Genomic DNA, 26,709 nt, shown 5'->3' with positions numbered 1-26,709 from the left:
CTGCGGTAATATAAACTGAATATAAATATAATCACAGCGGCAGATGCAATCAGCACAAAGCATTCCCCCATCATTGTCAAGTGCATCAGCTTGATGCTTGGTGGGAAGAGCATGGGACATTCCGTCCCCATTCCTACCCCTACGGGTATATAGTATGTGCTTCATGCATAAATGTCAATACATCATGACAGAGCGCATTCCTCAATTTCAAACCCTAGATCTTCAATCAATCCCCAGTCTGCGGTATGGGCCTGGCCTTCTGTCGTTAAATAATCGCCGATGAAGATCGAGTTGGCTGCATATAATCCCAGCGGCTGCAAGGAGCGCAGATTCACTTCACGTCCGCCAGCAATCCGAATCTCCTTCGTGGGGTTAACAAACCGCATCATCGCAAGAATCTTCAAACACATCATCGGCGTCAATTCCTTGCGTCCTTCAAGCGGAGTGCCCTCAATCGCATTCAGAAAATTGCAGGGAATCGAATCCGCTCCAAGCGATTTCAGAGCAAACGCAATTTCCACCCGTTCTTCCAGGCTCTCGCCCATTCCGAAGATGGCTCCGGAACAAGGGGACATTCCGGAAGAGCTTGCCTGCTTCACGGTATCTAACCGGTCATCGTATGTATGCGTGGTCGTAATCTGCTCGTAGTTATCTTTGGAAGTATTCAGATTATGGTTATATCGGTGCACGCCGGCATCGGCGAGCTTACGCGCATGGTCCTCATTCAAAAAACCCAGACAACAGCACACCTTCAGCTGCGTCGTTTGTGTAATCTCCTTCACCGCTGCGACTACATGATCAATCTCCCGATTGGTAGGACGACGACCGGAGGCAACGATGCAATAGGTTCCCGCCTTTCGGCGAACCGACTCACGCGCGCCTTCCAGAATTTTGTCTTTGGTCAGCCATGCGTATTTATCAATAGGTGCTTCCGACACGATGGATTGGGAGCAGTATCCGCAATCTTCAGGACACAGCCCGGATTTGGCGTTTACAATCATGTTGAGCTTGACCTTATTCCCGTAATACTCGCGGCGGATGCGATAGGCGGCCTGCATAACCGTCAGCAGTTCTTGATCCTCGCTGTTCAGAATTCCCATAGCCTCAATCGGCGTAATATCATGCCCTTGCACAACATGATCAGCCAGCGTCGCCCAATCATAATGGGTTTGAGTCGTCATATCTTCCTTCACCCTCTCCGTTTTATTGTCAACCATTTTTATTAATAATCAAGTTAACAATATGGGTAATAATAGCATAGATGACGAAACTGAGGCAATCCTCAATCGCAGCTTTACAAGAAAAAAAAGGACTGCTTCATCTATGCCTGCGTCAGGCAGGCTTGATGAAACAATCCTCTCCTCGTTAACCACTCATTGGCTTTACGGTGCCCGTTTGGGCAGCATTTTCACGTATTCATCGGACATTTTCATCAGCTGCAATATATAGTCATAATCGCTGCGATACTGCGTGATGTCCGTTACGGGCTCGAGCGTCTTTAAGGAAACCGCCGTGCCGTCCTCAAACCCGTCCCCTGGCACAAACAGAATGTCGTTATTAAAGAAGGAACCCGTCGGCAAATAATATCTCATCCCGATTACATTGCGGTCCACATTCAGCAGGTCATGCCCAAATGCGTTAAAGCCTTCATCGTCAAGCGATACGCCTAAAAGATTTGCGACGGTTGGCAGAATATCGACCTGACCCCCTACCTGCTCGATGACCTTTCCTTCCTTCATGCCGGGTACATGAATGACAAGCGGGATGTTAAATCGGCTGACCCGCTCATGGTAAGGAATACCTAGCGTGGACGAGATCATATCGGCGTCGGCTTCTGCCGGATTGATGCCGAAGTGATCGCCGTACACAACCAGTACGGTATCATCCCACAACCCGTTCTGCTTCAGACGGTCAACCAATGTTCCGAGTGCATAATCAGAATAATTCACCGACTTCAGGTAATTCCCCAGATGGGTCCCTTCCAGCTCAGCCGGCAGGGTGATCTTTGCAAATTCATCCTTCACATGGTATGGAGAATGGTTGGATACCGTGATGTAGTGGGCATAGGTAGGCTTGTTCTGCTGTTGATTCTCCAACAGCTTGTCCACGCCGACACGGAACAGCTCTTCATCGGAAGGTCCGAATTCATTGAAGTTATCATTCGTGAAGTACGGCTTGTCGTAATAATGTTGAAAATCAAGGGCCGGGTACATCTTGCTCCGATCCCAGAACTTCACATCATTCACGTGGAATGTCGTCGTAACATAACCGTGCTTGTTCAAGAGCCGCGGCAGACCCGGCAGCTCTTTATGTCCGAACCCGGTGGACATCGCCACCGTTCCGGTTGGATAAATCGATGTATTGACCGCAAACTCAGCATCCGACGTGTTGCCTTGTCCAATCTGTTGGAAGACATGCGGGAAATACAGGCCGTCATCCGCAAGCTGGTTCATCACCGGTGTCAGCTCCTGGCCATTCAGGGATTGACCAACCGGAAAATTCTGCAGCGATTCCATCTGAACGATGATCAGATTTTTGCCTGTGGCAGCGCCGAAGTAATCCGGCTTGTCCTTAGCTTCCTTAACGTAAGGATAGGTCGCCAGCAGCTGCTGGGACCGCAGAATGGTGTCTTGCAGACTCCCTTCGGCCAGCGCACGATTCTCCTGCGAATTCCGGATCACGGCGGAAACCTGATAATTCATGAATCCCATTTGCTCCGCTCGCACGATTTCATTCTCAATTCCCCATTCTTTGCGCATGATGAGTCCGGACAGAACACCCGCAATGACCAGTACAACCGTCATGGATATACGCCACTTCATTCCAGGCCTGCGCGAATAGGATGCGGAATAGCTGGAACGGACTCCGCCGAAATGCAATCCTCTTTGGGAGTGCGAACGAATTTTTCGAATCGCCCATATGACCAGTAGAACGAACACATCCAGGAAGAAAAGAAAGTGCTCCGGCTCTAACAAAGCCGTAATGCTGGCTCTCACCTGGTTTACTTGACCGATACCCGCAAGCGCGGTATACGTCGGTATGGACCCAAAATGAACGTTATAAACAGCGGACGCAAACATGGTGAAAGATAATACGACATTTAGGATCACATAGACCATCTTTTTCCCTCTTACCGGCAGGATCAGCTCCAGAAAGCTAATCAGGACCATCAGAGATAGCGCATCGGTAAGCACCTTACCCCATGCGACCCCATTAAACAGAAACACTCTTAGAAGGATCAACTTCAATAAGAGCGTCAAAAAAACGAGTATGCATAATTTCAACCTTTGTTCAAGGTAGCGTTCCATTTTCCATTCCCTCTTCTGTGTAAAAATAATGTTAAATTGCAGCTTCCATTATAACAGGAATGTAAACGTCAATCTAATCTGCCCATTCCTTCGCGCCCCCTGTCAATTGTCCAATGCATGATCCTTCCGTATCACGTAGGATAAAGCATCCCAATCAAAAGGCTGGAGGGTTTAAGACATGAAGATGGTTGTAACCGGCGGAGCAGGCTTTATCGGCTCCCATCTGGTGAATGGACTTGTTAATCAAGGCTATGAAGTCCATGTGATTGATAACCTGACAACCGGAGATCCAGGTCGCCTTCACAGCGAGGCGATTTTACATGTAGCCGATGTAAACAGTCAGCAGACCACGTCGTATATCTCCGCGCTGAAGCCGGACGTCGTGTTCCACTTGGCCGCACAGGCTGATGTCCAGCGGTCGATCAAGGAGCCTCGGCTTGATGCGGATGCGAATGTGATGGGCACCATCAATATACTTGAAGCTTGCCGTAAGGCAGGGGTCCGTAAGATTGTGTTTGCTTCGACGTCAGGCGTATATGGAGATCTGGAGAAATCTCAGCTGACGGAGGATGATCCGGTTAATCCGATCTCCTTCTATGCACTATCCAAGGTGGCAGGTGAGCAATATATCCGTTTATACCACCGCTTCTTCGGCCTGCAGTACACCATTCTTCGTTATGGGAATGTCTACGGTCCGGGTCAGACGGCGAAGGGAGAAGGCGGTGTTGTGGCGGTGTTTGGTGACCGCCTGCGTCAAGGGGCTCCGTTTCATATATACGGGGATGGCGAGCAAACCCGGGACTTCATTTATGTCAAGGATGTGGTTGAAGCGAACCTCGCCTCCATCCAACACGGGGATGAGTGCGTTCTTCATGTTAGCACCGGCACCGGCCATACCGTCAATTCCCTCGTCGATCTCATCAGCAGGCTGCATCCTGACCGCATTGATGTCAACTATCTGCCTGCGAAGAACGGTGATATTCTGCACAGCTGTCTGAATAATGAGAGAACCCGGGCATTCCTGAAGTGGAGCCCATTATTTAGCCTGGAGGAAGGAGTGGAAGAAACCTACCGCCACTGGCTTCGCACATCCTAGTTAGCTAATGAACGGTAGGTGACAACAGAAAACAGCCTTGTTCCTCGTTCATCTCAAGGAATAAGGCTGTTTTGTTATACGTACTGAATGTTAAAACCATGGGATTACAACCCTATCGATTGAAGCAGGCCGGCAAAATTCATCGCATAGATATGTGGATTGAAATTGTGCTCGACATGTCTCATCGCCTTGCTTCGAATTTGTTCACGCAGATCCGAATCCCTCATGAGTTCAAGCGCTTCGTTAACGGCATGGTGTACGTTCCCGAGCACGTAGAACTTGCCTGTGGAATTGTGGTACACCGAGGTAGATACCCCATCCGAATCGGTTGTCAGCACCGGGCAGCGGCAGCTCATCGCCTCCAGAACGGCATAAGGCGCTCCCTCTACCTTGGAGGTGCAGCACAGAAACCCGCCGGAATCACCGATAACCGAATAGTAGTAAGGCATCTCTGCATTGGGCACATTGGATCGAAGGGTTAACCGGTCCAACAGATCCAACTCATGAATGAGTGCGAGGAACTGTTCCCTTTCTGCCGGCTGGCTGAGCTCAATATCCTCGAACATCCACATTTGCAGATCAGGAACATGCTCCTTAAGCGCATGACCGATATGAAGAAATTCACGCCAATTCTTGTTATCCTCAATCCGCCCGAGCCATGCCATGACCGGGCTGTCTGGGGAACTCGGATAATGACTGTATGTGAACTCCTGACTATCAAAGCAATTGTTGAAATGAAATTGAGGCTTATGAGGATACAGTTGCTGGAATAGAGCGGCAATATGAGGGGTATTGGGATTCAACAGCGCGTCAGCATACTGGTTCACATACGGCGCTGCCTGTGTAAGCTGCGCATGAGCCACACTCTTTGGTCCATAGCCTTGAATCTCCAGCACGAATTTCCCTTTAAAACCGAGCATTCGAAACCGCGGAAAACTGGCGTGATCCGTCGTAACGACGATGACGTCAAAATTATTCGAATCCAAGATGTGCTTGATCTCGATGTCATTGCGGGTTACGTAGATGGGGAAGTCCGCAGCATTCTGCATGCCCGACCCCCACTTATAATACAGACAATGCGCCTCAATCCCGGCAAGTCGCAGTGCACGGCATCGCTGTCTGTTTAATGTTTCGACCCCACCGCTCGGCACATAGTAGACGAACAGCACCTTCATGTCGCACACCTCCCGTTATTCGATAACTTGAAAATCAGAATGTGAGTAGACGGCCACAAGCTGTCCTTCGTTCTTGGCATGCACGGTTACCAATGTGGAGTACGAGTAATTAATATTGGTCACGAGCAGCAGGCTGAACGCAATATTATGATTCATGATATTGGGCACAAACACCGTGGAACCGACCCCTACATGTACTAGGCCGACATGGTAAACTCCTTGGGGGTGATATCCATGCACGAGGACATCAAATACATCAGGCCCCGCATTCGTAATGGTGAGGTCCACGGACTGGATATACCGCGCGTCAATGTTACCGTATTCCACTGCATCTAAACGAAAGATGGACATTTCATTCCCTCCTGGCTATGGCAGCTTCATTAATATCAGGATATGTAACTACCGCTGTGCCGGTAAGGGCATATCCATAGTGACGAACATCCAAATGCGTGGGACTTGATCCCCGGTCCAAGCCGTTTCTTTCCGATTCGCATTTAATATGATGAAGAATAATTTCGATTGGAAAGGTTGGTGACCATCGTGATGACTCTGCAGGATCTGAAGGGACCCTATTCTGCCATTTTCAGCTTGGGGATAAACTGTTTGCCCGCCATGGAACTGAGGGCACATGGACTGCGTAATATGGCTGGACCTCTCGATTGGATGGGTACCCCAGTACTTCCTAATGTTACAAGATTGCTTCGCAACCGATTTCAAGGAATGCTATCCTATCCTAACCTAACGACAATTGACAAGGCTAATGATGAGCTCTATAACGTGTGGGATCGGGAATATGATCTATATATGAACCATGATTTTTATATACACAGCAACTTCCCGCCTCACCTTGCAGCCTATCCGGAAGTCAAAGCTAAATATGATCGAAGAATTTTAAGGTTCTTGCACAAAGTAGAAAGCGGAGGACGTATTCTCTTTATCCGAACCGATTCCAATTATGAAGATATCAAAGAGCTTGCTGTAACACTGGAGCAGCTAGTCACAGGTCCATTCCATCTCCTCGTTGTTAACCATTTGCCGGTTCCGGAGCTTGAATTGCAGGACTGGAAGCTAAAGCATGTATGCGTAGTCAACATGCCGAATCAGGACGTTTGGTATAGCAACCGCCATCGTTGGTCTTTTATCTTTGATGGAATGTGGCTGATCTAACCTGACATATTTCACTTCATGAAAAAACAATGATCAAAACAAAATGGCCGGGCAAGAATCTCATCTTGACCGGCCATTCATCCTTAAATATTCGTGACAGATTCGTCTGGCAGCTTATATTCTTTAGGAAGCGATTGAAATATCCGGTTCCATATTACATAGTCGACAACAAGCTCCGGAGTTGACACCTGATTCACAAATAGTCGGTTATATAAATCACTCATAACCGCAAATCCTTGCTGCTGATTCATATCTCCACTCCCCTTTAAGAAGAAGATTTTTGCGAAATGGCGCTGTTATATATGGCTAGAAGTCGTTCAATCATCAGGTCCATGGACCAGTGATTGATGGCAAACGCCTTTGCGTTCTGACCAAGGAACTTACGGTACTCATCATTTCCCAAAAGCGCGTTTAATTGCTGAGCTGTGCTCAGGGCATCTTCCACTGGCACAAGCAGCCCGGTATAGCCATGCGTGACCATTTCAGGCAAACCTCCTGCTGTCGACACAACAGAAGGCAATCCTGCCATTTGCGCTTCCATTACGGAGAACGGCTGATTATCCTGAATACAGGTGTGTACAAAGATGTCAGCCTGGGCGAGCAGCCCCGGAACGTTGCTTCGCTCGCCCAAAAAAAACACATCTTGTTGCAATGAGGCATGTATGCACTGCTCCTCCAGTTGTCTCCGCATACTCCCATCCCCTACAATCCAGCACACCCAATCACTGCGCATCTGCTTTAATATGGCTAATGCGGACAGAAGCACGTGGATTCCCTTAACATACACCAGCCTGGCAGGACAAATGATCACTTTTTTTCCATACGGCCGAAACACCGAACTTCCTTGGTTAAACTTTGCTTGGAATCCGGCAGCATCCAGCCCATATTGGAAAACGGCTACTCGATAACTAGGCACGCCAAATTCCCCGACCAGAATATTTTTGGACCACTGGTTCGCAGCAATCGTTATATCTGAAGACATGGCAGCATGATATTCAAGTGCAGGAAAGTATCGCCATGCCGGACTTCGTTCGTCTACGCCTTCGGCGGGATTCTTGCGAAAGTGGTCCATCATTTCTCGAGCTACGGAGCCATGGACATGGGAAATAAGCGGGGTACGCTTTGGTTTTACTCTGCTTAAGGAACGAGTGGAGAATATATCCTGGGTATGGATAATATCATACTGATTCAGCCCGAAATAAGATGCTGCAAGCTCCAAGCAGTACCGGTCCATCTCATAAGAGCGTAAGGCAAAATGTTGATTTAGTCCCGGTGCGGTTTGCTTAGTGAGTTTGGTTTCTAGCATGGGCAGCAAAACGTCCTTTGAAAGTTCCTTTCCTCGATTAACAATATGGATTTTCTTGTAATCGGGACTGTTTCCAAGCATATCCACTTCATGTCCAAGCCGCTCCAAATGATTTTTAAGCTGCTCCATGAAGTGCCAAACCCCGCCGACGTGAGGGATTAACCAATGGGTTGCTAGCAGTATTTTCATGGTATCCCCCATTAACCGCCGTGCTGAAGTGCGTAATGCTCAAGCACATGGCGGTAATTATTTTTGACCATTTCATATTCCCGAACAATGGTTGCTTGGTGGCGGATCGTTCCCATTTGAGAATGCTCCCGGTACATGGTCAGTATATCCGGCAAAAATCCAAATTGGGCTCCGTTCAAGAGCAGACGAATCCAGAGATCGTAATCATGGGTATAAGTAAGCTGTTGATTAAACAGACCTACCCGGTGCAGCCAGTCTTTCTTCGCAATCACCGTACAACCATTAATTGGGCTGAAATGGATAAACTGACGACATAAATCTGCTGTACTTGCCATAGGAATCCCGCCATAAGGTTTCGTGATTCGGTTGTGCTCATCGATAACACAAAAACCGGTATACGTGACATCGAGTCCCCTGCTCAGCATAAACGACATCTGCCGTTCAATCTTTTGAGGGACAAAACGATCGTCCGAACTGAGCCAGGCAATATATTCACCGGAAGCATGCAGAATGCCATGATTCAAGGCGCTGGCCGTTCCGCCATTACTCTTGCCCATATAGTAGACTCTGTTCATGTAAGGTGTAATCAGATTGGAATATTGGGTTGACCCATCATCTACCACAATGATTTCTACGGCAGGGTACGTTTGGTGTACCGCACTTTCCAATGCTTGCTGTATATACTGGCAGTTATAGAAAGGTATGACTATCGTAACCGTCGGCATCATCCCCTGTCTCCTCCTTCTGCCTATCTTGATATATGATCTCAATACATATCATGGGTTAGTACACCATATGCAGTGCTTACGCATTCCGAAAGGGACCCCTGTCCCCTGACATATGACCAAATAACAGGCAGAAGGCATATAAAAGGACAACCATAGGAACAGCTTTTGTAACATCGTGCGCCCTGCTCCCTGTAGGCACGTGCATGGTTCAGGCATGCTGGCATTTCTGTCAACCCTAACAAAAACAAGCTGTCCTCCCGCTTGTCAGCTGGGAGAACAGCTTATGCATCATGCGACATTTAATTAGAAAAACAAGCGGAGCCCCACCAAAGTCAGGATCCCGACGATGACGGTGGCAAACAGGCTTTTCGTGAGAAAAGCGGTTAGGAATGCAGGCACGGCCGCAATCAATTCGAGTGAATGCCCCCCTGGATCTATACGTCCATCCGATAGGAGCAGCTCCTGGGCTAGCAGTGCTCCCATGACAGCAATCGGTACATGATTGAGCCACCGGATCATCATTTCCGGGATGCGGAGCTTGCTCAGGATCATAAGCGGCAGGACCCTGGGAATGAGGGTTACGACAGCACAACCGATAATCAGTATGGCGATAGGCCATCTTATTTCCATCGTTCGATCACCATCCCTGCTGTGGCCGCAGCCATAATCGCGACAATCACCGCCGCGCTTCCCGGCATAATCGTACTGACAGCTAACACAGAAACGGCGGCAATCATAACCACCATGAAGTCGAGTTTATACTTCTTCCGGCTGATCCATTGCAGAGCCAGCAATCCGATAAACATCCCCGGCAAAGCAAAATCAAGGCCAAACTTCTCCGGCTCCGGAATCCACTCCCCGACTAATCCGCCCGCTATGTTGGCTGCACACCAGAACAGATATGCCGTGATATTCAGACCGACCATCCATTTATAGCCGAGTCTCTTTTGCTCGGTGGCCTTAGCTGCCGCAACGCCAAACGTCTCGTCGGTTAACAGGGAGCCGATGAAGAAGCTTTTTCCCGAGGACAGCCCTTTAAAGTACGGGGCAATCGCGGCGCTTAACAGCAGATGCCTGGCATTCACGAAAAATATCGTAACAATAATCGATAAGACCGGGCTTGCAGCGGCTACCATCCCTGCGGCTATAAATTGCCCGGAGCCCGCATAGAGCAGCAGCGAAATGAGTGCGATTTCGAGCAGGCTGAAACCTGCGGTACGCTCGACGACGCCTGCCGCAAAACCGATGCTCAGGTAACCCAGCAGGGTTGGAATACAATCTTTGAAGCCTTGAAGATAGGAGTTTCCCTTGGGCCCCTCAAGACTAGTGGGAAGCCTTTCTGACTTGGTGCTCATCTGTATTTGATTCCTCTCTCACTCTACAATTCTATTTTTAATTACTATGAATTCTTCCTGCACGATTGTCAACGCTGTTACACCATTTTCCCATCAAAAAAAGCGTCCCGGGAATGCTGCTCATTCGCCAAGAACGCTTCTTCATTCGGTTTATTTGGCTGCTTAAGGCTTCAAGATGACTTTGATACAGCCATCCTTCCGCTCATTGAAGATGTCGTAGCCATGGGCAGCCTTCTCCATCGGGAGCCGGTGTGTGATGATATCCGAAGGGTCTACAGTCCCTTCTTTCAACATTTGATAAAGATGCGGGATGTAATGAATGACGGGTGCCAGCCCCATTTTTAACGTGATATTGCGTTCGAACAGCTCCCCTAGCGGGAACGCATTATAAACAAGCCCATATACGCCGGTTAACTGGATGGTCCCGTATTTGCGAACCATATTCACAGCCATGCGGAAAGCACCCAAGGAGCCCCCCTGAAGCTTTAGCATGCTTCCCAGCATCTCAATGCCGGTCCGTTTGGCATCCAGGCCCACACAATCGATGACAACATCGGCACCGCCCTTGGTAATCTCTCGAATATAATCCTCGATCTCGGGTATCTTCTCGAAATTGTAGGTTTCCACGTGATTGGTCCGTTTCGCATGCGCCAGCCTGTAATCCACATGATCAATCGCAATCACCCGCTTCGCGCCTTTCATCCAGGCAAACTTCTGCGTTAACAATCCTATCGGACCGCACCCCAGGACCACCACGACACCGCCGGGCTTAACCCCTCCGTTCTCCACGCTCCATATGGCTGTGGGCAGCGCATCGGACAGCATGAGCAGCTTCTCATCTTCCATCTCGGCATCCTCAGGAATGACAAAGGGCATGTAATTACCGTAAGGTACCCGCAGCAGCTCCGCCTGCGCGCCTTGAAAGCCACCGTACGCGTCGCTGTATCCAAAAAAACCACCGGTATTCTTGCCTTCATTCGCATAATCGCATTGGCTCTCCATTTGATTCTGGCAGAAGACGCACGTTCCGCAAGAAACGATGAAAGGAATAATCACACGGTCGCCCGCTTTGACCCTGCTTACTTCCGGACCTGCATCCACAACGATTCCCATCGGCTCATGGCCGATAATGTAATCATCGTTAAGCGGCTTTAGCTCGCCGTTATATAAATGCAGATCAGATCCGCAGATGGCCGTGGTGGTGACTCGAATCAGGACATCGTCGCTTGCCGAAGAACGGCGTCTTTCATTTCCTTCACTTGGATCCGATGTCTGCCTTGATAAGTGACTGCTTTCACGTACGAAACCCCTTTTCATATCAATATCCATTTTTGTAAGGATTTGTATTTTTAGGATCAGTGTACGCCATTTCAATCAGAACTACTCCGGCAGGGCAAAAAAATAAAGCGACATTCACCCCAGCGCTTCGGGTTGAATGTCGACAGGCTGCTTTCTCGGTTTCCCGACCTTCAAGAATAATACCAGCCCTAACAGCACAAGCGCTCCCCCTGCCGCCTGCAGGGAATTCATCGACTCATTCAACAGGAGAAAGGCCAGTAAACTCGCTCCAACCGGCTCTCCGAGAACGCTCATCGATACGGTGGAGGCTGTGGCATACTTCATCAGCCAGTTAAATAACAGATGGCCGAATACCGTTGGCACGACAGCCAATAAGGCAAATATCCCCCACTCACGTCCGGAATACCCCGTCATGGGAATGTTCATTCCCACGTTGTACACCGCCAATACGGATGCTGCCACCGCAAAGACAAGCCAGCTGTACAGGAATGACGGCAAACGCCGTAGCAGCAATTGACCCAGCAGCATATGGACGGCGACCGCAGCCGTTCCCATCAAAGACATGATATCACCGGTCAAATGCCCTTTGCTCCCACTGAGCCCACTGCTTCCAATGAGAAGGAATACGCCGAGAAAGGCGATGGCCATGCCTCCGATTGCTGCCAGCGATGTTTTCTCCTTAAACCAAAAGTAAGCACCCATCATCACGAATACCGGCTGAAGGGCAAGGATAATCGTGGAGCTGGCTACGCTTGTCCATTTCAAGGAGCCCATCCATAACAAAAAGTGCAGGGCCAGCATCGCTCCGGATAGAAGGAGCAGCAGCAGTTCAGAACGCTTCAGCGATTTGATAGCCGGCACATATTTACCCGCGAAGGGCAGCATGATCAGGAACGTGATCACCAGTCTATACATCGCCTGGATGGAAACGGGGCTGCTGGACCATTTTACAAAAATCGAGGAAAAAGAAATAGCGATGATGCCGATAAATAGAGGAATAAATACGGGAATCGGTGCTCGGTTCGAATTCATGATGGTTAAATGATTCACCTTTCGTGTTATATTAGAGAATGATTTCAAAATTAAAACATTCGGAAAAGGATAATTGGCATGAAAAAGAAAGACCTTCGAAACCAAATGACCCCTCCCAAATTTCTGGCGATCGGCTTTGCGTCGATTACACTGATCGGGACATTCCTGCTTAAACTTCCCATCGCTACTGCGGACGGGACTTCTACCCCGATTGTAGATGCTCTCTTCACAGCGGTTTCCGCCATCAGTGTAACGGGTTTAACCGTTGTGGACACAGGGACTCATTGGTCCATATTTGGACAAATTGTCATGCTCATGCTCGTTCAGCTTGGCGGGTTGGGCTTTATGACCTCAGCCACCTGGATTGCATTGATGTTCAATCGCAGAATCTCGCTTCGGGAGCGCATGATCCTTCAAGAAGCGATGGGTCAATACCAAATTCAAGGCATCGTGGATCTCATCCGGAGAGTGCTGGTCTACACGCTGATCATCGAAGGCGCAGGGGCCTTGCTGCTGACGTTCAGGTTCTCTGCGATTATGCCGCTTTCGGATGCAGCTTACTTCGGCATATTCCAAAGCATCTCCATATTCAACAATGCAGGCTTTGACCTCTTTGGTCAAATTCACGGACCTTTCTCAGGGTTTGCAACCTATGTAGCGGATCCTGTTGTCAATATCATTCTCATGTTTTTGATCTTCCTTGGGGGAATTGGCTTCATCGTCATCTTTGATCTTATCGAATATCCGAAGTGCAGGAAACTGTCGCTTCACTCCAAGGTTGTATTAACCGTGACTTCACTGTTAATCGTAATCGGGGCTGTCATGATCTTTATTCTGGAGCACAGCAATCCCAAAACACTAGGCCCGCTCTCATACCCGGTAAAAATCATGGCGTCCTTATTCCAATCGATCACTCCGCGTTCCGGTGGCGTCAGCACCTTGGACATCGCGAGTCTGGAGCAATCCTCCCAGTTTTTCATGATTCTCCTCATGTTCATCGGGGCAGCGCCCGGATCGACTGGAGGGGGCATTAAGGTGACCACCTTCGCCGTGCTCATTGGTGCCGTCGTCACGATGATCCAGGGTAAACGCGATGTGGTTCTCTATCGCAATCGAATTTCCCAAGCCCTGGTTTATCGTTCCATTACGCTGACGATACTATCGTTGCTGCTATTGGTGGGAGCTTCCATGTTTCTGTCCGTTACGGAATCGGGTGAATTCTTAAGAATTCTGTTCGAAGCCGTATCCGCGTTTGGTACAGCCGGGCTATCGATGGGACTTACAACCGAGCTGTCCGGGGTTGGCAAGGTCACCATTGCCCTGCTCATGTTCCTTGGCCGGTTGGGTCCGCTAACCCTTGCGTACGCGCTTAGCCGCAAGAATAATAAAGAACTATACCGCCATCCGGAAGGTCGAATTACGATTGGTTAACTTGTTATTCTCCCATGTCGGCACATATAAGAAAAACATCTATCGACGCACTTTCACAGAGGACAGACCCCGTTTAGAGGATGTTTTTCCAGCGATTATCGAATTTGTTCACCTTCGCTGAAAACTTATACATGCTTCAATCTTAAACAAACCGTACGCTTCCCTTCCACGGGAGGTGCACGGTTTGTTTTCATTGGAATACATTTTGGATTGGTCTCTTATTCCCCGAACTCACTCGCATCGATGGCTGCATCCAGCAAATCATCAAACAACTCGTTGTCGGCCTCAATCCGCTCGTCAATCTGAAGAAACTGCTCCTCGATTCCCGGCTCGCCGGCGAAGTTCAGGCTGTAGTCCCAATCCCGGCCATTCTTGCTCAGGAAGGTGATCTCGTAGGCTGATGCATGTCCATCTATAGAAAATACGGTATATCCTACGAACTGATCGCTATCATCCCGCTTCATATCCGCACGCTCGATTCGGACTTCTGACACGTTTCCACGCTCCTTCATTACGTTGTAAAGCACTCACAAGACTCAGTATATCACTTTTCTTGGCAGCTGATTATTGTTTTTCTTATACGGCAAGATCTAGTATAATATGGGTTGGTAAATTAAATTGCATTGGAGGGTACCAAATGTCCGATTTCCATACATACTTGGACAAATATGCCGAGTTGGCTGTAAAGGTTGGAGTTAACATACAGGAAGGACAAACCTTAGTGGTTCATGCTCCTGTCGATTCTGCCGAGTTCACTCGCTTGATTGCCAAAAAGGCATATGAAGCGGGTGCCCGCCTGGTTAAGATCCTGTGGACCGACGAAACGATAACAAGACTACAATTCGAAAAAGCTGCGGATGACGTCTTTACCGAAGCGCCGAAATGGTATGCCGGCGAAATGACGGAATTGGTGGAGAACGGCGCAGCCATTCTGCACGTGCTTGCCGAAAATCCCGATTTGCTCAGCGGCATTGATTCCGAGCGTATCGGAAACTTCTACAAAGCGCGCGGTGAAGCATTGAAGACATATCGCGCCTATCAACAATCCGACAAGTTTAGCTGGTGTCTGATCGCTGTGCCTTCAGCAGCTTGGGCTGCCAAGGTATTCCCGGATGTGCCGGAATCCGAACAAGTCGGCAAATTGTGGGATGCTATCTTCCACACCGTACGTGTGGATCAGGATAACCCGGTTGAAGCGTGGAACAAGCACCTCGAAGTGCTTGAAGCAAAATCCTCCGTGCTGAACGCAAAAAAATACAAGAAACTCCACTATATCGCACCGGGAACCGATCTTACCATCGAGCTGCCGGAAGGGCATATTTGGGCGCAAGGCGACAGCATCAACGAGCGCGGGCATGCCTTTGTGGCGAACATGCCGACAGAAGAAGTATTTACCGCTCCTCTCAAAACAGGAGTCAACGGAACCGTACACAGTACGAAGCCTTTGAGTTATGCCGGAAACATCGTGAACAACTTCTCCCTTACTTTTGAAGAAGGTAAAGTGGTCAGCTTCACGGCAGAGCAAGGCTATGAAACACTTGAGCGTCTTCTGAACATGGACGAAGGTGCCCGTTACCTTGGAGAGGTGGCGCTGGTGCCGCACCAATCCCCGATCTCGGAGTCAAACATCCTGTATTACAATACGTTGTTTGACGAGAATGCTTCCAACCACCTTGCACTTGGCAGCGCTTATGCTTTCTGCTTGGAAGGCGGAAAAGAAATGAATCAGGAGCAGTTGATTCAGAACGGCCTCAATACGAGTGTAACCCATGTCGATTTCATGATCGGCTCCGGCGAAATGGATATTTACGGAGTAACGGCAGATGGCCAGGAAGAACCGGTATTCCTGAAAGGAAACTGGGCATTTTAAGAAACGATACAGCATCAGCAGCTATTTCTTATGAAGTAGCTGCTTTCTTGAACTTTTCCGGCCTTTAATTGACCTGAGGTTGATTTACAATCCGAAAAATTGTGCGATAATCAAGAAAGCGAACGAAGATACTTAAAATGCATGTTCAAAAAGTCGGCTGTTGCACCGAAGCTTATGCTTCGCTTCCTGATCATCTACCTCGTGATCAAAAAACAACTTTTTGAACAACCTCTTAAAGGTAGCATAAAAGAAATGGAGGGTCTGTCATGTCCAGCTTTGAGCAAAAATTGGAACGCTACGCGGAGCTTGCCGTCAAGGTGGGTGCCAATGTACAGCCAGGACAAACGCTGGTAGTTAACGCGATGATCGATGCTGCACCGTTGGTACGTCTTATCGTGAAGAAAGCTTATGAAACGGGCGCCAAGCAAGTTAAGGTGAACTACAGTGATGAGGTTGTGAACCGGATTCGGTACGATCTGGCACCAGATGAGGCTTTTCTGGAGCCGCCGACATATTATGCGGAGGAAGTAACCGAGCTTGCCGAGCAAGGGGCTGCTTTCTTGACGATTCTTTCCTCGAACCCTGACCTGCTTAAAGGCGTTGATCCGGAGCGTATATCCAATTATCAACGTACATATGGCGCAGCCATGGCGAAATACCGGCAATATCAGCAAGCCGATAAAATGAGCTGGACCGGCATTGCCTACCCTTCCCCTGATTGGGCTGCCAAGGTGTTCCCTGACGTTCCGGCCGAGCAGCAGGTGAACGACATTTGGGACGCAATTTTTCACGCGGTTCGCGCGGATCTCGAAGATCCCATTGGTGCATGGGAAGAGCATATTACGACCCTTCAGCACAAATCGGATGAGCTCAATGCCAAGAAATATCATAAGCTCCGCTTCACATCACCGGGAACGGATCTTACGATCGAGCTTCCAGAGGGGCATATTTGGGCCCAGGCGGGCAGCCACAACGAGAAAGGCGAGCGTTTCGTTGCCAACATTCCGACGGAAGAAGTATTCACCGCTCCTCTCAAAACCGGCGTGAACGGCACTGTACGCAGCACGAAGCCTTTAAGCTACGGCGGTAACATCATCGACAATTTCTCGATCACGTTCGAGAATGGCCGCATCGTCGATTTCTCCGCGGAACAAGGCGAAGATACCTTAACCCGCCTGATCTCCATGGATGAAGGCTCGCATTATCTGGGCGAGGTTGCTCTTGTGCCATATCGCTCCCCGATATCGGAAAGCGGCATCTTGTATTACAACACGCTGTTTGACGAAAATGCCTCCTGTCACCTGGCTATCGGCAGCGCGTATGCTTTTAACCTTGAAGGCGGCAAGACCATGACGTCCGAACAGCTTCAAGCAAGCGGTCTGAACACCAGCATTACCCACGTCGATTTCATGATGGGCTCCAAGGAGCTTAATATTACCGGAATCACGCATGATGGCACGGAGGAACCCGTATTCATCAACGGGAATTGGGCGTAAACCGCTGCCATTCCGTTATATGCGTGACAAACACATCGCAATGTGATCGAAACTATACAACAGAGCAGCCTGTAATCAGAGGCTGCTCTGTTTTTTTTTTTCGATTAATACCGATAGATTGCCGAGCATAGGATGAAGAGATGGACGCATGTCTAAGAATTGCCTTTTTAACTCATAAGCTAAAGCGCTTCAAACACATAACTTCATACAGTTAAACCCTTTTCCCGCAAACCGTCTTCAGAGCCGGCTGTTATTAGAATTAATAGGGCTTTTTCACCCGATATGTTGTAAAATGATGAGAGAAATAGGATGGTTACACCAGAGAGGGGATTATCGCGTGTCCAACCGATTACAGCTCCTCCTTGCAGCAGATTTCGCTGATCTGAGCGAACCTATTCAGGAAGAAATCTATTATGAATTTTATGATCTCGTTTATGGGCAGATACTGTATGTCGTACGGGATCATGCTGCTGTTGAGGATATCATTCAGGAGTCCTTTATAAAAGTGATTACAAGTAAGCCGAATTTTGAAACCGAAAGCAAGATGCGGGGATGGCTCCGTGTCGTTGCCAAAAACTCAACCATGAATTATTTAAGAAAAAATAAAAAATACCGTAACCAAGTGGATGTCGAGAGTGTTTTTATTAATGAAGAGGACGTGGTAGTTTCTTCCACGAACGTAGAACATCAGGTGGAGTCGAATATGCTGGAGGAATCCATCGAGCATTACCTCGACCAATTGAAGCCTGAATACAAGCTATTGATTGAGTACCGTTGGAAGCATAGTTTGACGTACAGGGAAATCGCAGAGCTGCTGAATACTCGCGAAGAGATCGTGAAGCAGCGCTTATTCCGAGCCAGAGAATCCGTAAAAAAAATGCTGTATAGAGAGTGGGGTGAATTGGATGAGCAACGAAAAATACGATGATTGGTTTGATGAGGCCTTTGACGAAGCCTTTGATCGTGCAGCCTCACGTTCCTCACTCCCTACTGACAACGAATCCAAACGTCAATCCTGGCAGCAGGTCAAGCTGCAAGTCGAGAAGATAAACACTCGGAAACAGCGCAAACGCAGATTTCAGTTAGCCGGTGTCATCGCAGCTTCCATGCTCTTTGGTGCGTTGATATTCTCTCCATCCTCTGTAACTCAAGCGGTAACACCGGTTTATCAGGAAATCAAGGATTGGGGAAATGGTGTGGTGACTCAAATTTTCGGCATGCGAGAGCCTGTCGATAAGAGCAAGGCATTAACTGCTCCCCCACCGGAACAAACAGTAGAGCCGGAAGAAGAGTATGTACCGCCGGCTGAATTAGTGGACACCGAATATATTCCTTTCACAGATACCGATGAATCTTTGACAGAGTCGCAAAAACGTGCCGTATTTAAAATACCAAAAGTCAATTATCTTCCGGAGGACTACAAATTCCATGAGGCTACCGCATTAACAACCGATGAAACTGCCGTTTTTGACGAGCTCCATCTTCATTATAAAAATTCGGACGAAAAGTTTTTCCATATTGATCTTATCGGAATGCAACTTGGCAAAATGATCAATCTCAATGGAGATATCAATAAGACTGTTGTTCTTGATTCCGGAGCGAAAGCCTATCTAACCGAGAATAATCTTCGCTTCTTATATGATAATGATCAAGTGGTTGTATCCATCAGCGGATTCTTCACAGAAGAAGAATTCATAAAAATTGCAAACAGCATACAATGATTTTGAGATGATCTTAAAAAGAACAGACCGGATTTTCATTCATGCACCGTAAAAGGTCGAAGACAGGCTCAAGTTGAGTGCTGGGTCTTCGACCTTTTTGCTCCATGGTTGCCCACATCAACAGTTAGCGGGCCAGCGATGGGTGGGACAGGTCCGACATGGAGCGTCTTTCAGCGCAAAAAAAGGAAGTGCCCCGCAAGATCTACGATCTTTCGGGACACCCCCTTCATAAATCCATATTCGTATTATAATTCCACCAATACCGAGCTCGTGTAATAAGTCCCTTCTTCATATGTACCGCTCTCATTGACCCAGTGAACTGTCTTGGCCCGATAATAATAACCTGCCTGTACGTTGAACGTTTTACTTCCGCTCAGAGAGGTCTTATTCGTTCCGTTATCGTATGCAGCTCCCGCATCAACCCAAGCGGAGCCCGTCCAGCGTTGAATAACATAATTGATTCCCAGAGAATCTACAGCTTGGGAAGCACTGGTAGTACCGTTTATCCCTACTTGAGTGCTGCTTACTTTCCCTATCGAAGAAAAATAATTCATCAAATATTTATTGGCTAAAATGTTGAGAGAAGAATTCAGATTCATTTCAACCGGAGGCGGTGTCGTTAAGGCGCCGGGTGCAATGTCTGGTGCGGAATCCGCGTAAGCCCCTCCTGCCAGAGACAAACTTAATAGAACACTGACTGCAAGTGCTGAAGCTATACGTTTAGGACTGCGTACTTTCGACATAACATCACCTTTCTTTCAATATAATAGGAACATCCATATTTTAACACGCAGTAACAGAACAAAAGTATCTAATTCTTCATGGTTTGATATATTTTTTGAAACTTTTCTGCAAGCAAAAAGAAGTAGCGGCATAATATGTCGCTACTTCTTCTAATATCCAGTTTACGCGCCTGCTTCTTCCTGAATCAGCTGCTGCTGCTGCCTGATCAGACGAATCCGCGAGATCCGTTTATTCTCGGTTTCCTCAATCACAAAGCGATAATCCTCATACATGACAGATTGACCTTTGTGCGGGAGCAGCACCTCAAGACGTGAGGACAGCCATCCACCGATAGTATCATAATCCTCTGTATCCACATTCAGACCAAATTGGTCATTAATTTCATCGATCAGCATCAATCCATCAATGGAGTATTCATCCTCCCCCACCTTTTCAATGCCCGGACGCTCTTCGTCAAACTCATCTTGAATTTCACCGACGATTTCTTCCATAATGTCCTCCAGGGTTACGAGTCCTGAAGTCCCGCCGTATTCATCAATAAGAATGGCAATTTGCGTCTTGCTCCGCTGCATTCTTCGCAGCAAATCACTGATCTTGATCGACTCAGGAACAGCAATGATCGGGCGAATCAAGGAAAGCTGGTCACGAACGAATCCGCGCATCAGATCTTTAATGTGAATAAAGCCAATGATATGATCCTTGTCTTCGTCACAGATCGGATAACGGGTTCGCATCCCCTCGCTTGCGATCTTCAGATTTTCTTCCAATGAAAGATTGTTGTATAAACAGATCATTTCTGTTCGGGGGATCATGATCTCCCTTGCCGTCGTATCGGCAAATTCAAAAATGTTGTCTACCAATACCATATCCGTGCTATCCATCAGGCCGCTCTCACTGCTCTCTTTCATCATATCCCGCAGTTCTTCCTCGGTATGAACATTCCGTTCAACCACCGGTTGCATCCGGAATAGGCGGAGAACGTTATTGGAGAGCCCATTCGCAAACCAGATAAACGGGAACATGATGGTGTAAAATACCCGCAGTGGGCCTGCTGACAGCAGCGTAATTTGTTCCGCTTTACGAACAGCCACCGTCTTGGGCGCCAATGCACCAAATATAATGTGCATGAGTGCAATCAGGATGAAGGCTAATACCAAAGACACGGCATGAACGGCTGTATTACTCCAGCCTATGCCATGAAACCAAGGCGTAATCATAGCAGATATCGTACTTTCGCCGATCCATCCGAGTCCAATGGACACGATGGTAATACCAAACTGGCATGCGGATATATATCCGTCCAGATTTTGCAGTATGTTCTGCGCAAATTTTGCACGTCTATGTCCTTCTTCGACCAGAGCGTCAATACGGCTGCTTTTGACTTTAACGAAAGCTAATTCAGCCGATACAAAAAATCCATTTAACAGGACGAGAATCAATACCAAGGTTAAACTTATCAAACTCGGTAAGGGGTCACTCAATCGATCTCCTACCCGCCATACAGCATGCTATGACGAATAGGAACACCTCCTTCGGTTATTAAAAATGTGTGGTGCCATCAAGCATAACAACGTGTTCGGACTACGCATCAACTTCCCAATGGTCTCATCTCCTTATCTTATTCCGACTTAGGCAAGCTATATAAGTAATTATATAGTACTACGATACACAGTCAAACGTTGTCTTATGACATTAATCAGCGTTGTTATAAGCTTTAATTTGATTCTCAGCCGTTAGCACTCGTTTTTCGATGAATTGATATATTCTATGAATAAACATTCAAAATGTTAATAGAATACTATGTATTCAGACATCCGGGCGGAAAAAATTCGCATGACATCGAATATTTGCCATTTGAAACATAATGAAATAACCCCCGTTTACGCTTAAGTAAACGAAGGTTATTATGCTGATGCTGCTAGAAGTTATCTTCCCGTCGGAGGCGGGTTGCCGATAACGCCTGGATATTGATATTGAAGCGGCTCGTCGAACACGACATAATCCAGATTTACCATCAGCAGGATGATACGGCGTCCTGTCGACCGTTCGCTAATTATGATATGATCGCGCCCAGCAGCTTCCACCACGCCTGTGAACACCTTGGCATTCCATTGTGAATTGTTTTCATATGTCATGTAGAAGGTTCCCTGTTTACCCAGATTCAGTCGAAGAATATTCTCAACGTAAGATTGCTCGAATTGCGGGGCCGGAACAACGGTGCCTCCTGGAGTCATTGGGCTTCCGCTAGGTACCTGCGGTGGAACGTTCGCCATATAACCAGCCGTCCCGCGGCTCGGCACTCCCGGATAGCGGACTCCATTCATGAAGTTCACAGGTGGCACACCTTGATTGTACATAAGTAATTTCCTCCTTTAATTTATAACTCCCGCCTAAGCGGTTGTATAACATGAATCAAAAAACAGTCGGGCAATCGGCATATGTCGGGGTGAAGAAGCAGTGTGATTTAAAACGACCTGTGTTCTGCTGATTGTACCAGGTAGCCGGGCAATCCCCTGCCGGGCGGAAAAACCAAAGCGCATTGCTCGCTGGCCATATACGTTCCCCATTGATCACTCTTCGGGCAAGCTGACGATCCCGCTCCCTGGCCCGTTGATAAAAATAGCCCTTTTGTGTTGCTTCAAACCCTCCTGGGCTCTGGAACACCATATCATTCATATTGCGGACGTTTTGAAAATCCAGGCAGTTGCCCAGTATCCGATTCACGCCGACATTCCCGACCATGAGCATGCCCTGCTCGCCTTCACCTTCTGCCTCTGCGCGGATCAATCTTGCCAGAAGATCCACATCATTCGAATTCGTTTTGATGACTGCCACAGAGTTCCCCTCGCTTCCTTAAGATCACTTTGTATTTGTATGTGCATTCGCCCATAAATGTGACTAAGTGAAGAGAAAAAAAGTTCCTTACCGCAACTCACCACGGTAAGGAACTTTAGCTCCCTGCATCTATTCATCACTTCACAGCATGATCGGAATAAACATATCTGAACGTATACTCTCCTGAGCCCGCTTGAATCACAACGCCCGCTTCCCCATCACATGCAGATTGGATCCCGTTCGCTTGGTCTAGAGGTATCGCCTCTCCTTCTGTAACGCTGGATGCATCAAAAGCGCCTGGCAGACGGATTTCCGCCGTTGCATTTGGCGGGATGGTTACCTCCAGTTGAAACCCTCCACTTTCCATTCTCCAGCTTGACCGGACGGTTCCGTACAGCGTATCGATCTTGCCTTCAGCCCATGTCAATCCTTCGCCGGGCACGGGCGCAATCACGATATGCTTATAACCCGGAGCCTCCTCCACGGTTTGTATGCCGGCAACCGTACGATACAACCACTCCCCGATGGCTCCGTATGCATAATGATTAAATGAATTCATATCGCGGCTCCAGAAGCTGCCGTCCTCCTTTATTCCGTCCCAATGCTCCCATATCGTGGTAGCGCCTTTCGTAATCGGATACAGCCAAGAAGGATAGTCCCGCTGCAGCAGCAGCTTATACGCCGCGTCATGCATCCCATGCTGACTTAATACATGGTTAATATAAGGTGTGCCCACAAAGCCTGTCGTAAGATGATGCCTGCTCTCCTCCAGCAGCGAACAGAGACGTTTCGCTGCCCGTTTTTCGGCCTCTTCATCCAGCAACCCAAACATGAGCGCAAGCACATGCGCAGTCTGAGTCGAAGCCGCGAGCCTTCCGGACCGGGTCACGAATTCGTTACGAAATGCAGCGACAACCCTTTCCTTAAGCGTGGCATACGCTGCCGCATCTTTTTCTTGTCCCAATACCACGGCCGTCTTCCTAAGCAGTTCTACCGAATAAGCATAAAACGCCGATGCGATAAAATCCCGCTCTGTAGCACCCACATAGTCACCGGATTTCGCATCAAGCCCCAGCCAATCACCGAAATGGAAGCCGGTATTCCACAAATATTCATTCTCCCCTTGTGCTTGGATGTAGGAAACCCAGCTCTTCATGCTCTTATATTGACGCTCTAATATCCGTCGGTCGCCATAACAGACATATAGGGTCCACGGGCATATGACCGCTGCATCTCCCCATGCGGCCGAAGCATATTGACCATCTCCGAGTACATGAGGGACAACGAACGGAACGGCTCCGTCATCGCGCTGCTCTGCAGCCAGATCGGATAGCCACTTGGTGAAGAAAGGAGCCACGTTGGCAAGATAAGCAGCTGTACCTATAAACATCTGCGCATCTCCCGTCCAGCCAAGCCGCTCGTCACGCTGCGGACAATCCGTGGGCACATCCAGGAAATTTCCCTTAAGCCCCCATCGAATGTTGCTCTGCAATTGATTCACCATAGGTTCCGAGCATTGGAAAGTCCCGGTCTCTTCAAAATCCGAATGAAGCACAACCGCTTCGAAAGCCCCCCGGTCCAGCTGCTCCTCCGTAAAACCGTCTAAGCGGACATACCGGAAGCCTTGGAACGTAAAATGGGGCTCGTAGGTTTCTTTCCCGCCACCTTTTAACGTGTACTGAATCGTTTGTTTAGCGGTTCGAAGGTTCTCCGTATAAAAGTTACCCTTGGAATCCAGTATCTCCGCATGCTGCAGCGTCAAGATAGTTCCCTTGTCACCGGACACGCTAAATCGGACCCAGCCCACCAAATTCTGTCCGAAGTCGATGACGGTTTCACCTTTAGGCGTGGTCAGCCATTCAACGGGCTCCACCGTTTGGATGGCTCTTACAGGCTCGTTAATCTGAGGCTTCAACATGTCAAACCCGTGATCGATCAATTCGACACCCTGCCAATCATTTGAGTTATAATTTCCTGAACTGAAGCCTTCCAGCTCCAACCGGGCATCGTAGGTTTCACCATGATAGAGTTCCGACATTCTGATCGGGCCTATGGCCGACTGCCAGCTTGAATCGGTTGCCATCACTTCTTCGCTCCCGTCTGCATACGTAATATGCAGCTCCAGCAAAAGGGCTAATCGATCCCCATAGATTGAACTCCGTTCCTCCCATCCCAATTGACCCCTGTACCATCCATTTCCGAGCCAAGCTCCGATTGCGTTTAGGCCAGTGTTCAGCATGTCCGTCACGTCATAACTTTGCGTCTGTATCGTATGTTCGTAACTCGTCCAACCGGGTGTGAAATAACAATCTCCCACCCGATGCCCGTTCAGTTCCAGTTCATAAAGGCCTAAGGCCGAGGCGTATATTCTTGCCTTCGAAATGGGCGACTTCAAGCTGAAGCCCTTGCGAAGCAGCGGTAGATGAGCAGAGTCCGCAGGCAGCAAAGAATGTGGTGCCGATATCCATTTCCCCACCCATTTCTCCCCTTGCAGTTTACCCGTCTCCCAATAGGCTGTATCCGACCATTCCGATACGTCCCCGACTTGATTCCAGACGCGGACTCGATAAGTATAGCGCTTACAAGACGATGCACGCCATTCGCTTAATTCCACATGAACGGATTGTGATGAAGCCACTTTCCCTGAGGTCCAAAGGGGATTGGCAAAGTTATTATCATTTGAAACCTCAATCTCATAGGCCGTTTGACTGACCGCTCTTTCGTCCGAGACCAACTTCCAGCTTAAACGCGGGTGTTTCTCCCCGATTCCTATCGGATTATGCTGATACTCACATCGTAAATCCGTTACGCTGAACATAGACCATTCCTCCGTTCCCTTTCATAAAAAAGTTATCACAACAATCAAGTTCTATAGGCCGCAATCCGGGATGTTCGCTTCCTAACCGTGCCTATTTCAACTATTATTATAAGTGAACCTGAACGTGGAATTATGGGGATATCGGACAATAATATGAGGCATAACGGACATTCTTCCCCTATTAACGATGAGGAGTATGATGATGAAGCGACCGATGGAAACCTATTATGGAGATACCTTTTTCCAGAATGACACCTTGATGTATGTGAATCGAAACGCCGAGAATTTTACAGGCTCTTACCATAACCATGATTTTCTGGAGATTGCTTATATTGCGGAGGGTGAAGGCTTTCATCACCTGGAGAACTCGGTTCAGCGCGTACGCAAAGGTCAAATGTTCTATATACCACTCGGAATATCTCATGTATTCCGGCCCACTTCTGCAAACGGGAAACCGCTCATTGTGAACAATTGCATATTCTCTGTACAGCTGCTGCCCAAATTGATAGCTTTTGCAACAGATTCGGATACTGCAGCCTTTTTGAAACGCATGGAGGATGGGTCCCTTGGATACCACGCGATTATGGACCGACATGATCGCTTCGAGAGGCTCTTCGGCTCCCTCTATGAACAAAATGCCATGCCAGGCAGCGGTTCTGCCGTTTATCTGCACACGCTGCTGTTACAGCTGATCATTGAATTCTGCCGTGTCATTGAGCATTCCCATACTATACCTTCGGTGCCGCAGCACCATTCCTTTCAGGATGTCCTTCAATACGTGGAAGGGCAGTACATGCATGAGCTCACTTTGACACACCTTGCCCAAATCAGCGGATTCAGCGAGCGCCATTTGCAGCGATTGTTCCGCCGGTATACAGGCCAGAGCTGGCATCATTATCTGCAGACCGTGCGGATTCGAATAAGCCGCGAGCTGCTGCGCACCACCACGGACAAAATCAGTACGATTGCCGAGAAGGTCGGTTATAAGGACATGCATTCTTTCCACTCGGTGTTTAAGCGAAATACAGGGCTCACGCCTGGTCAATACCGGAGCGATATTCAGCATCATTCATCAACGACCGGACTTTCCTGCAAATAAACAAAGCATGATGATCCTCAAGGTATCCAAGGTCATCATG

At 48.3% G+C, this 26,709-nt stretch carries 24 protein-coding genes and 1 pseudogene; 8 read left to right on the top strand and 17 right to left on the bottom strand.

Annotated features, from left to right (window positions below):
• Window positions 1-182: 182 nt before the first annotated feature.
• On the bottom strand, window positions 183-1,181 hold the full coding sequence (bioB, locus tag OHJ21_RS04870) for a biotin synthase BioB (RefSeq protein WP_100536568.1): 999 nt from the start codon (window positions 1,179-1,181) through the stop codon (window positions 183-185).
• A gap of 201 nt (window positions 1,182-1,382) precedes the next feature.
• Window positions 1,383-3,308: an LTA synthase family protein gene (locus OHJ21_RS04865; RefSeq protein ID WP_486019388.1), complete on the bottom strand. Its 1,926-nt coding sequence runs from the start codon at window positions 3,306-3,308 to the stop codon at window positions 1,383-1,385.
• Window positions 3,309-3,486: 178 nt separating this feature from the next.
• On the opposite strand from OHJ21_RS04865, the gene OHJ21_RS04860 reads away from it, so the two are divergent.
• Window positions 3,487-4,404 carry an NAD-dependent epimerase/dehydratase family protein gene (locus OHJ21_RS04860; RefSeq protein WP_486019387.1) on the top strand — a complete coding sequence of 306 codons (918 nt, stop codon included), beginning with the start codon at window positions 3,487-3,489 and terminating at the stop codon, window positions 4,402-4,404.
• Between the two features lie 104 nt (window positions 4,405-4,508).
• On the opposite strand, the gene OHJ21_RS04855 is transcribed toward OHJ21_RS04860, so the two are convergent.
• Both OHJ21_RS04855 and OHJ21_RS04850 read right to left on the bottom strand, forming a co-directional pair.
• The gene (locus OHJ21_RS04855) at window positions 4,509-5,579 is read right to left on the bottom strand and encodes a glycosyltransferase family 4 protein (RefSeq protein ID WP_100536565.1); all 1,071 of its coding nucleotides are present in this window, start codon (window positions 5,577-5,579) and stop codon (window positions 4,509-4,511) included.
• Between the two features lie 15 nt (window positions 5,580-5,594).
• A complete protein-coding gene (locus OHJ21_RS04850) occupies window positions 5,595-5,930 on the bottom strand; it encodes a hypothetical protein (RefSeq protein WP_100536564.1) in 336 nt (111 codons plus the stop codon).
• Between the two features lie 192 nt (window positions 5,931-6,122).
• Between OHJ21_RS04850 and OHJ21_RS04845 the strand changes: the two genes are divergently transcribed.
• Window positions 6,123-6,746 carry a DUF1796 family putative cysteine peptidase gene (locus OHJ21_RS04845; RefSeq protein ID WP_243390848.1) on the top strand — a complete coding sequence of 208 codons (624 nt, stop codon included), beginning with the start codon at window positions 6,123-6,125 and terminating at the stop codon, window positions 6,744-6,746.
• Window positions 6,747-6,829: 83 nt separating this feature from the next.
• Here the strand turns inward: OHJ21_RS04845 and OHJ21_RS04840 are convergent, their stop codons facing one another.
• The 7 genes and pseudogenes from OHJ21_RS04840 to OHJ21_RS04810 all read right to left on the bottom strand — a co-directional run bounded on the left by OHJ21_RS04840 (window position 6,830) and on the right by OHJ21_RS04810 (window position 12,655).
• Entirely contained in the window at window positions 6,830-6,997 is a 168-nt protein-coding gene (locus OHJ21_RS04840) for a hypothetical protein (RefSeq protein ID WP_165789609.1), read from the bottom strand.
• A gap of 14 nt (window positions 6,998-7,011) precedes the next feature.
• On the bottom strand, window positions 7,012-8,241 hold the full coding sequence (locus tag OHJ21_RS04835) for a glycosyltransferase family 4 protein (protein ID WP_486019386.1): 1,230 nt from the start codon (window positions 8,239-8,241) through the stop codon (window positions 7,012-7,014).
• Between the two features lie 11 nt (window positions 8,242-8,252).
• A complete protein-coding gene (locus OHJ21_RS04830) occupies window positions 8,253-8,969 on the bottom strand; it encodes a glycosyltransferase family 2 protein (RefSeq protein ID WP_100536562.1) in 717 nt (238 codons plus the stop codon).
• 303 nt (window positions 8,970-9,272) lie between these two features.
• The gene (locus OHJ21_RS04825; RefSeq protein WP_100536561.1) at window positions 9,273-9,599 is read right to left on the bottom strand and encodes an AzlD domain-containing protein; all 327 of its coding nucleotides are present in this window, start codon (window positions 9,597-9,599) and stop codon (window positions 9,273-9,275) included.
• Window positions 9,590-10,324 (bottom strand): AzlC family ABC transporter permease, encoded by a 735-nt coding sequence (locus OHJ21_RS04820; RefSeq protein ID WP_486019385.1) that lies wholly within the window; start codon window positions 10,322-10,324, stop codon window positions 9,590-9,592. Before OHJ21_RS04820 ends, OHJ21_RS04825 begins: the two co-directional genes overlap by 10 nt.
• A 162-nt stretch (window positions 10,325-10,486) precedes the next feature.
• Window positions 10,487-11,622, bottom strand: a pseudogene (locus tag OHJ21_RS04815) (alcohol dehydrogenase catalytic domain-containing protein).
• A 115-nt stretch (window positions 11,623-11,737) separates the two neighbouring features.
• Window positions 11,738-12,655, bottom strand: coding sequence for a DMT family transporter (locus tag OHJ21_RS04810; RefSeq protein WP_100536558.1), 918 nt, complete (start codon window positions 12,653-12,655; stop codon window positions 11,738-11,740).
• 78 nt (window positions 12,656-12,733) lie between these two features.
• Here OHJ21_RS04810 and OHJ21_RS04805 point away from each other — a divergent pair, with 78 nt between their 5' ends.
• Complete coding sequence (locus tag OHJ21_RS04805; protein WP_326112739.1) at window positions 12,734-14,086, top strand: TrkH family potassium uptake protein; 1,353 nt, start codon at window positions 12,734-12,736, stop codon at window positions 14,084-14,086.
• Window positions 14,087-14,304: 218 nt separating this feature from the next.
• Here the strand turns inward: OHJ21_RS04805 and OHJ21_RS04800 are convergent, their stop codons facing one another.
• Window positions 14,305-14,580 carry a hypothetical protein gene (locus tag OHJ21_RS04800; protein ID WP_071224350.1) on the bottom strand — a complete coding sequence of 92 codons (276 nt, stop codon included), beginning with the start codon at window positions 14,578-14,580 and terminating at the stop codon, window positions 14,305-14,307.
• A 143-nt stretch (window positions 14,581-14,723) separates the two neighbouring features.
• Between OHJ21_RS04800 and OHJ21_RS04795 the strand changes: the two genes are divergently transcribed.
• The 4 genes from OHJ21_RS04795 to OHJ21_RS04780 all read left to right on the top strand — a co-directional run bounded on the left by OHJ21_RS04795 (window position 14,724) and on the right by OHJ21_RS04780 (window position 19,173).
• Window positions 14,724-15,956 carry an aminopeptidase gene (locus tag OHJ21_RS04795; protein WP_326112740.1) on the top strand — a complete coding sequence of 411 codons (1,233 nt, stop codon included), beginning with the start codon at window positions 14,724-14,726 and terminating at the stop codon, window positions 15,954-15,956.
• A 266-nt stretch (window positions 15,957-16,222) separates the two neighbouring features.
• Window positions 16,223-17,452, top strand: a complete 1,230-nt coding sequence (locus tag OHJ21_RS04790) for an aminopeptidase (RefSeq protein WP_486019384.1) — start codon at window positions 16,223-16,225, stop codon at window positions 17,450-17,452.
• A gap of 337 nt (window positions 17,453-17,789) precedes the next feature.
• Window positions 17,790-18,380: an RNA polymerase sigma factor gene (locus OHJ21_RS04785; RefSeq protein ID WP_100536554.1), complete on the top strand. Its 591-nt coding sequence runs from the start codon at window positions 17,790-17,792 to the stop codon at window positions 18,378-18,380.
• Window positions 18,358-19,173 (top strand): DUF4367 domain-containing protein, encoded by an 816-nt coding sequence (locus tag OHJ21_RS04780; RefSeq protein WP_100536553.1) that lies wholly within the window; start codon window positions 18,358-18,360, stop codon window positions 19,171-19,173. Before OHJ21_RS04785 ends, OHJ21_RS04780 begins: the two co-directional genes overlap by 23 nt.
• 245 nt (window positions 19,174-19,418) lie before the next feature.
• On the opposite strand, the gene OHJ21_RS04775 is transcribed toward OHJ21_RS04780, so the two are convergent.
• From OHJ21_RS04775 to OHJ21_RS04755, 5 genes are all read right to left on the bottom strand, one after another.
• Window positions 19,419-19,916 (bottom strand): hypothetical protein, encoded by a 498-nt coding sequence (locus OHJ21_RS04775; RefSeq protein WP_100536552.1) that lies wholly within the window; start codon window positions 19,914-19,916, stop codon window positions 19,419-19,421.
• A 162-nt stretch (window positions 19,917-20,078) separates the two neighbouring features.
• Window positions 20,079-21,398: a hemolysin family protein gene (locus OHJ21_RS04770; protein WP_486019383.1), complete on the bottom strand. Its 1,320-nt coding sequence runs from the start codon at window positions 21,396-21,398 to the stop codon at window positions 20,079-20,081.
• A gap of 444 nt (window positions 21,399-21,842) precedes the next feature.
• Window positions 21,843-22,241: a spore coat protein GerQ gene (gene gerQ / locus OHJ21_RS04765; RefSeq protein WP_243390847.1), complete on the bottom strand. Its 399-nt coding sequence runs from the start codon at window positions 22,239-22,241 to the stop codon at window positions 21,843-21,845.
• An 88-nt stretch (window positions 22,242-22,329) separates the two neighbouring features.
• Window positions 22,330-22,752 carry a cell wall hydrolase gene (locus OHJ21_RS04760; RefSeq protein ID WP_100536549.1) on the bottom strand — a complete coding sequence of 141 codons (423 nt, stop codon included), beginning with the start codon at window positions 22,750-22,752 and terminating at the stop codon, window positions 22,330-22,332.
• Between the two features lie 136 nt (window positions 22,753-22,888).
• Window positions 22,889-25,570: a family 78 glycoside hydrolase catalytic domain gene (locus OHJ21_RS04755; protein ID WP_486019382.1), complete on the bottom strand. Its 2,682-nt coding sequence runs from the start codon at window positions 25,568-25,570 to the stop codon at window positions 22,889-22,891.
• A gap of 202 nt (window positions 25,571-25,772) precedes the next feature.
• Between OHJ21_RS04755 and OHJ21_RS04750 the strand changes: the two genes are divergently transcribed.
• Window positions 25,773-26,669, top strand: a complete 897-nt coding sequence (locus tag OHJ21_RS04750) for a helix-turn-helix domain-containing protein (RefSeq protein WP_486019381.1) — start codon at window positions 25,773-25,775, stop codon at window positions 26,667-26,669.
• Window positions 26,670-26,709 lie beyond the last annotated feature (40 nt).

The sequence above is a fragment of the Virgibacillus sp. LDC1 genome (assembly GCF_025792345.1).
Classification (GTDB): Bacteria; Bacillota; Bacilli; order Paenibacillales; family Paenibacillaceae; genus Paenibacillus_AQ; species Paenibacillus_AQ lautus.
This window is presented reverse-complemented; position numbering and strand designations above follow the sequence as displayed.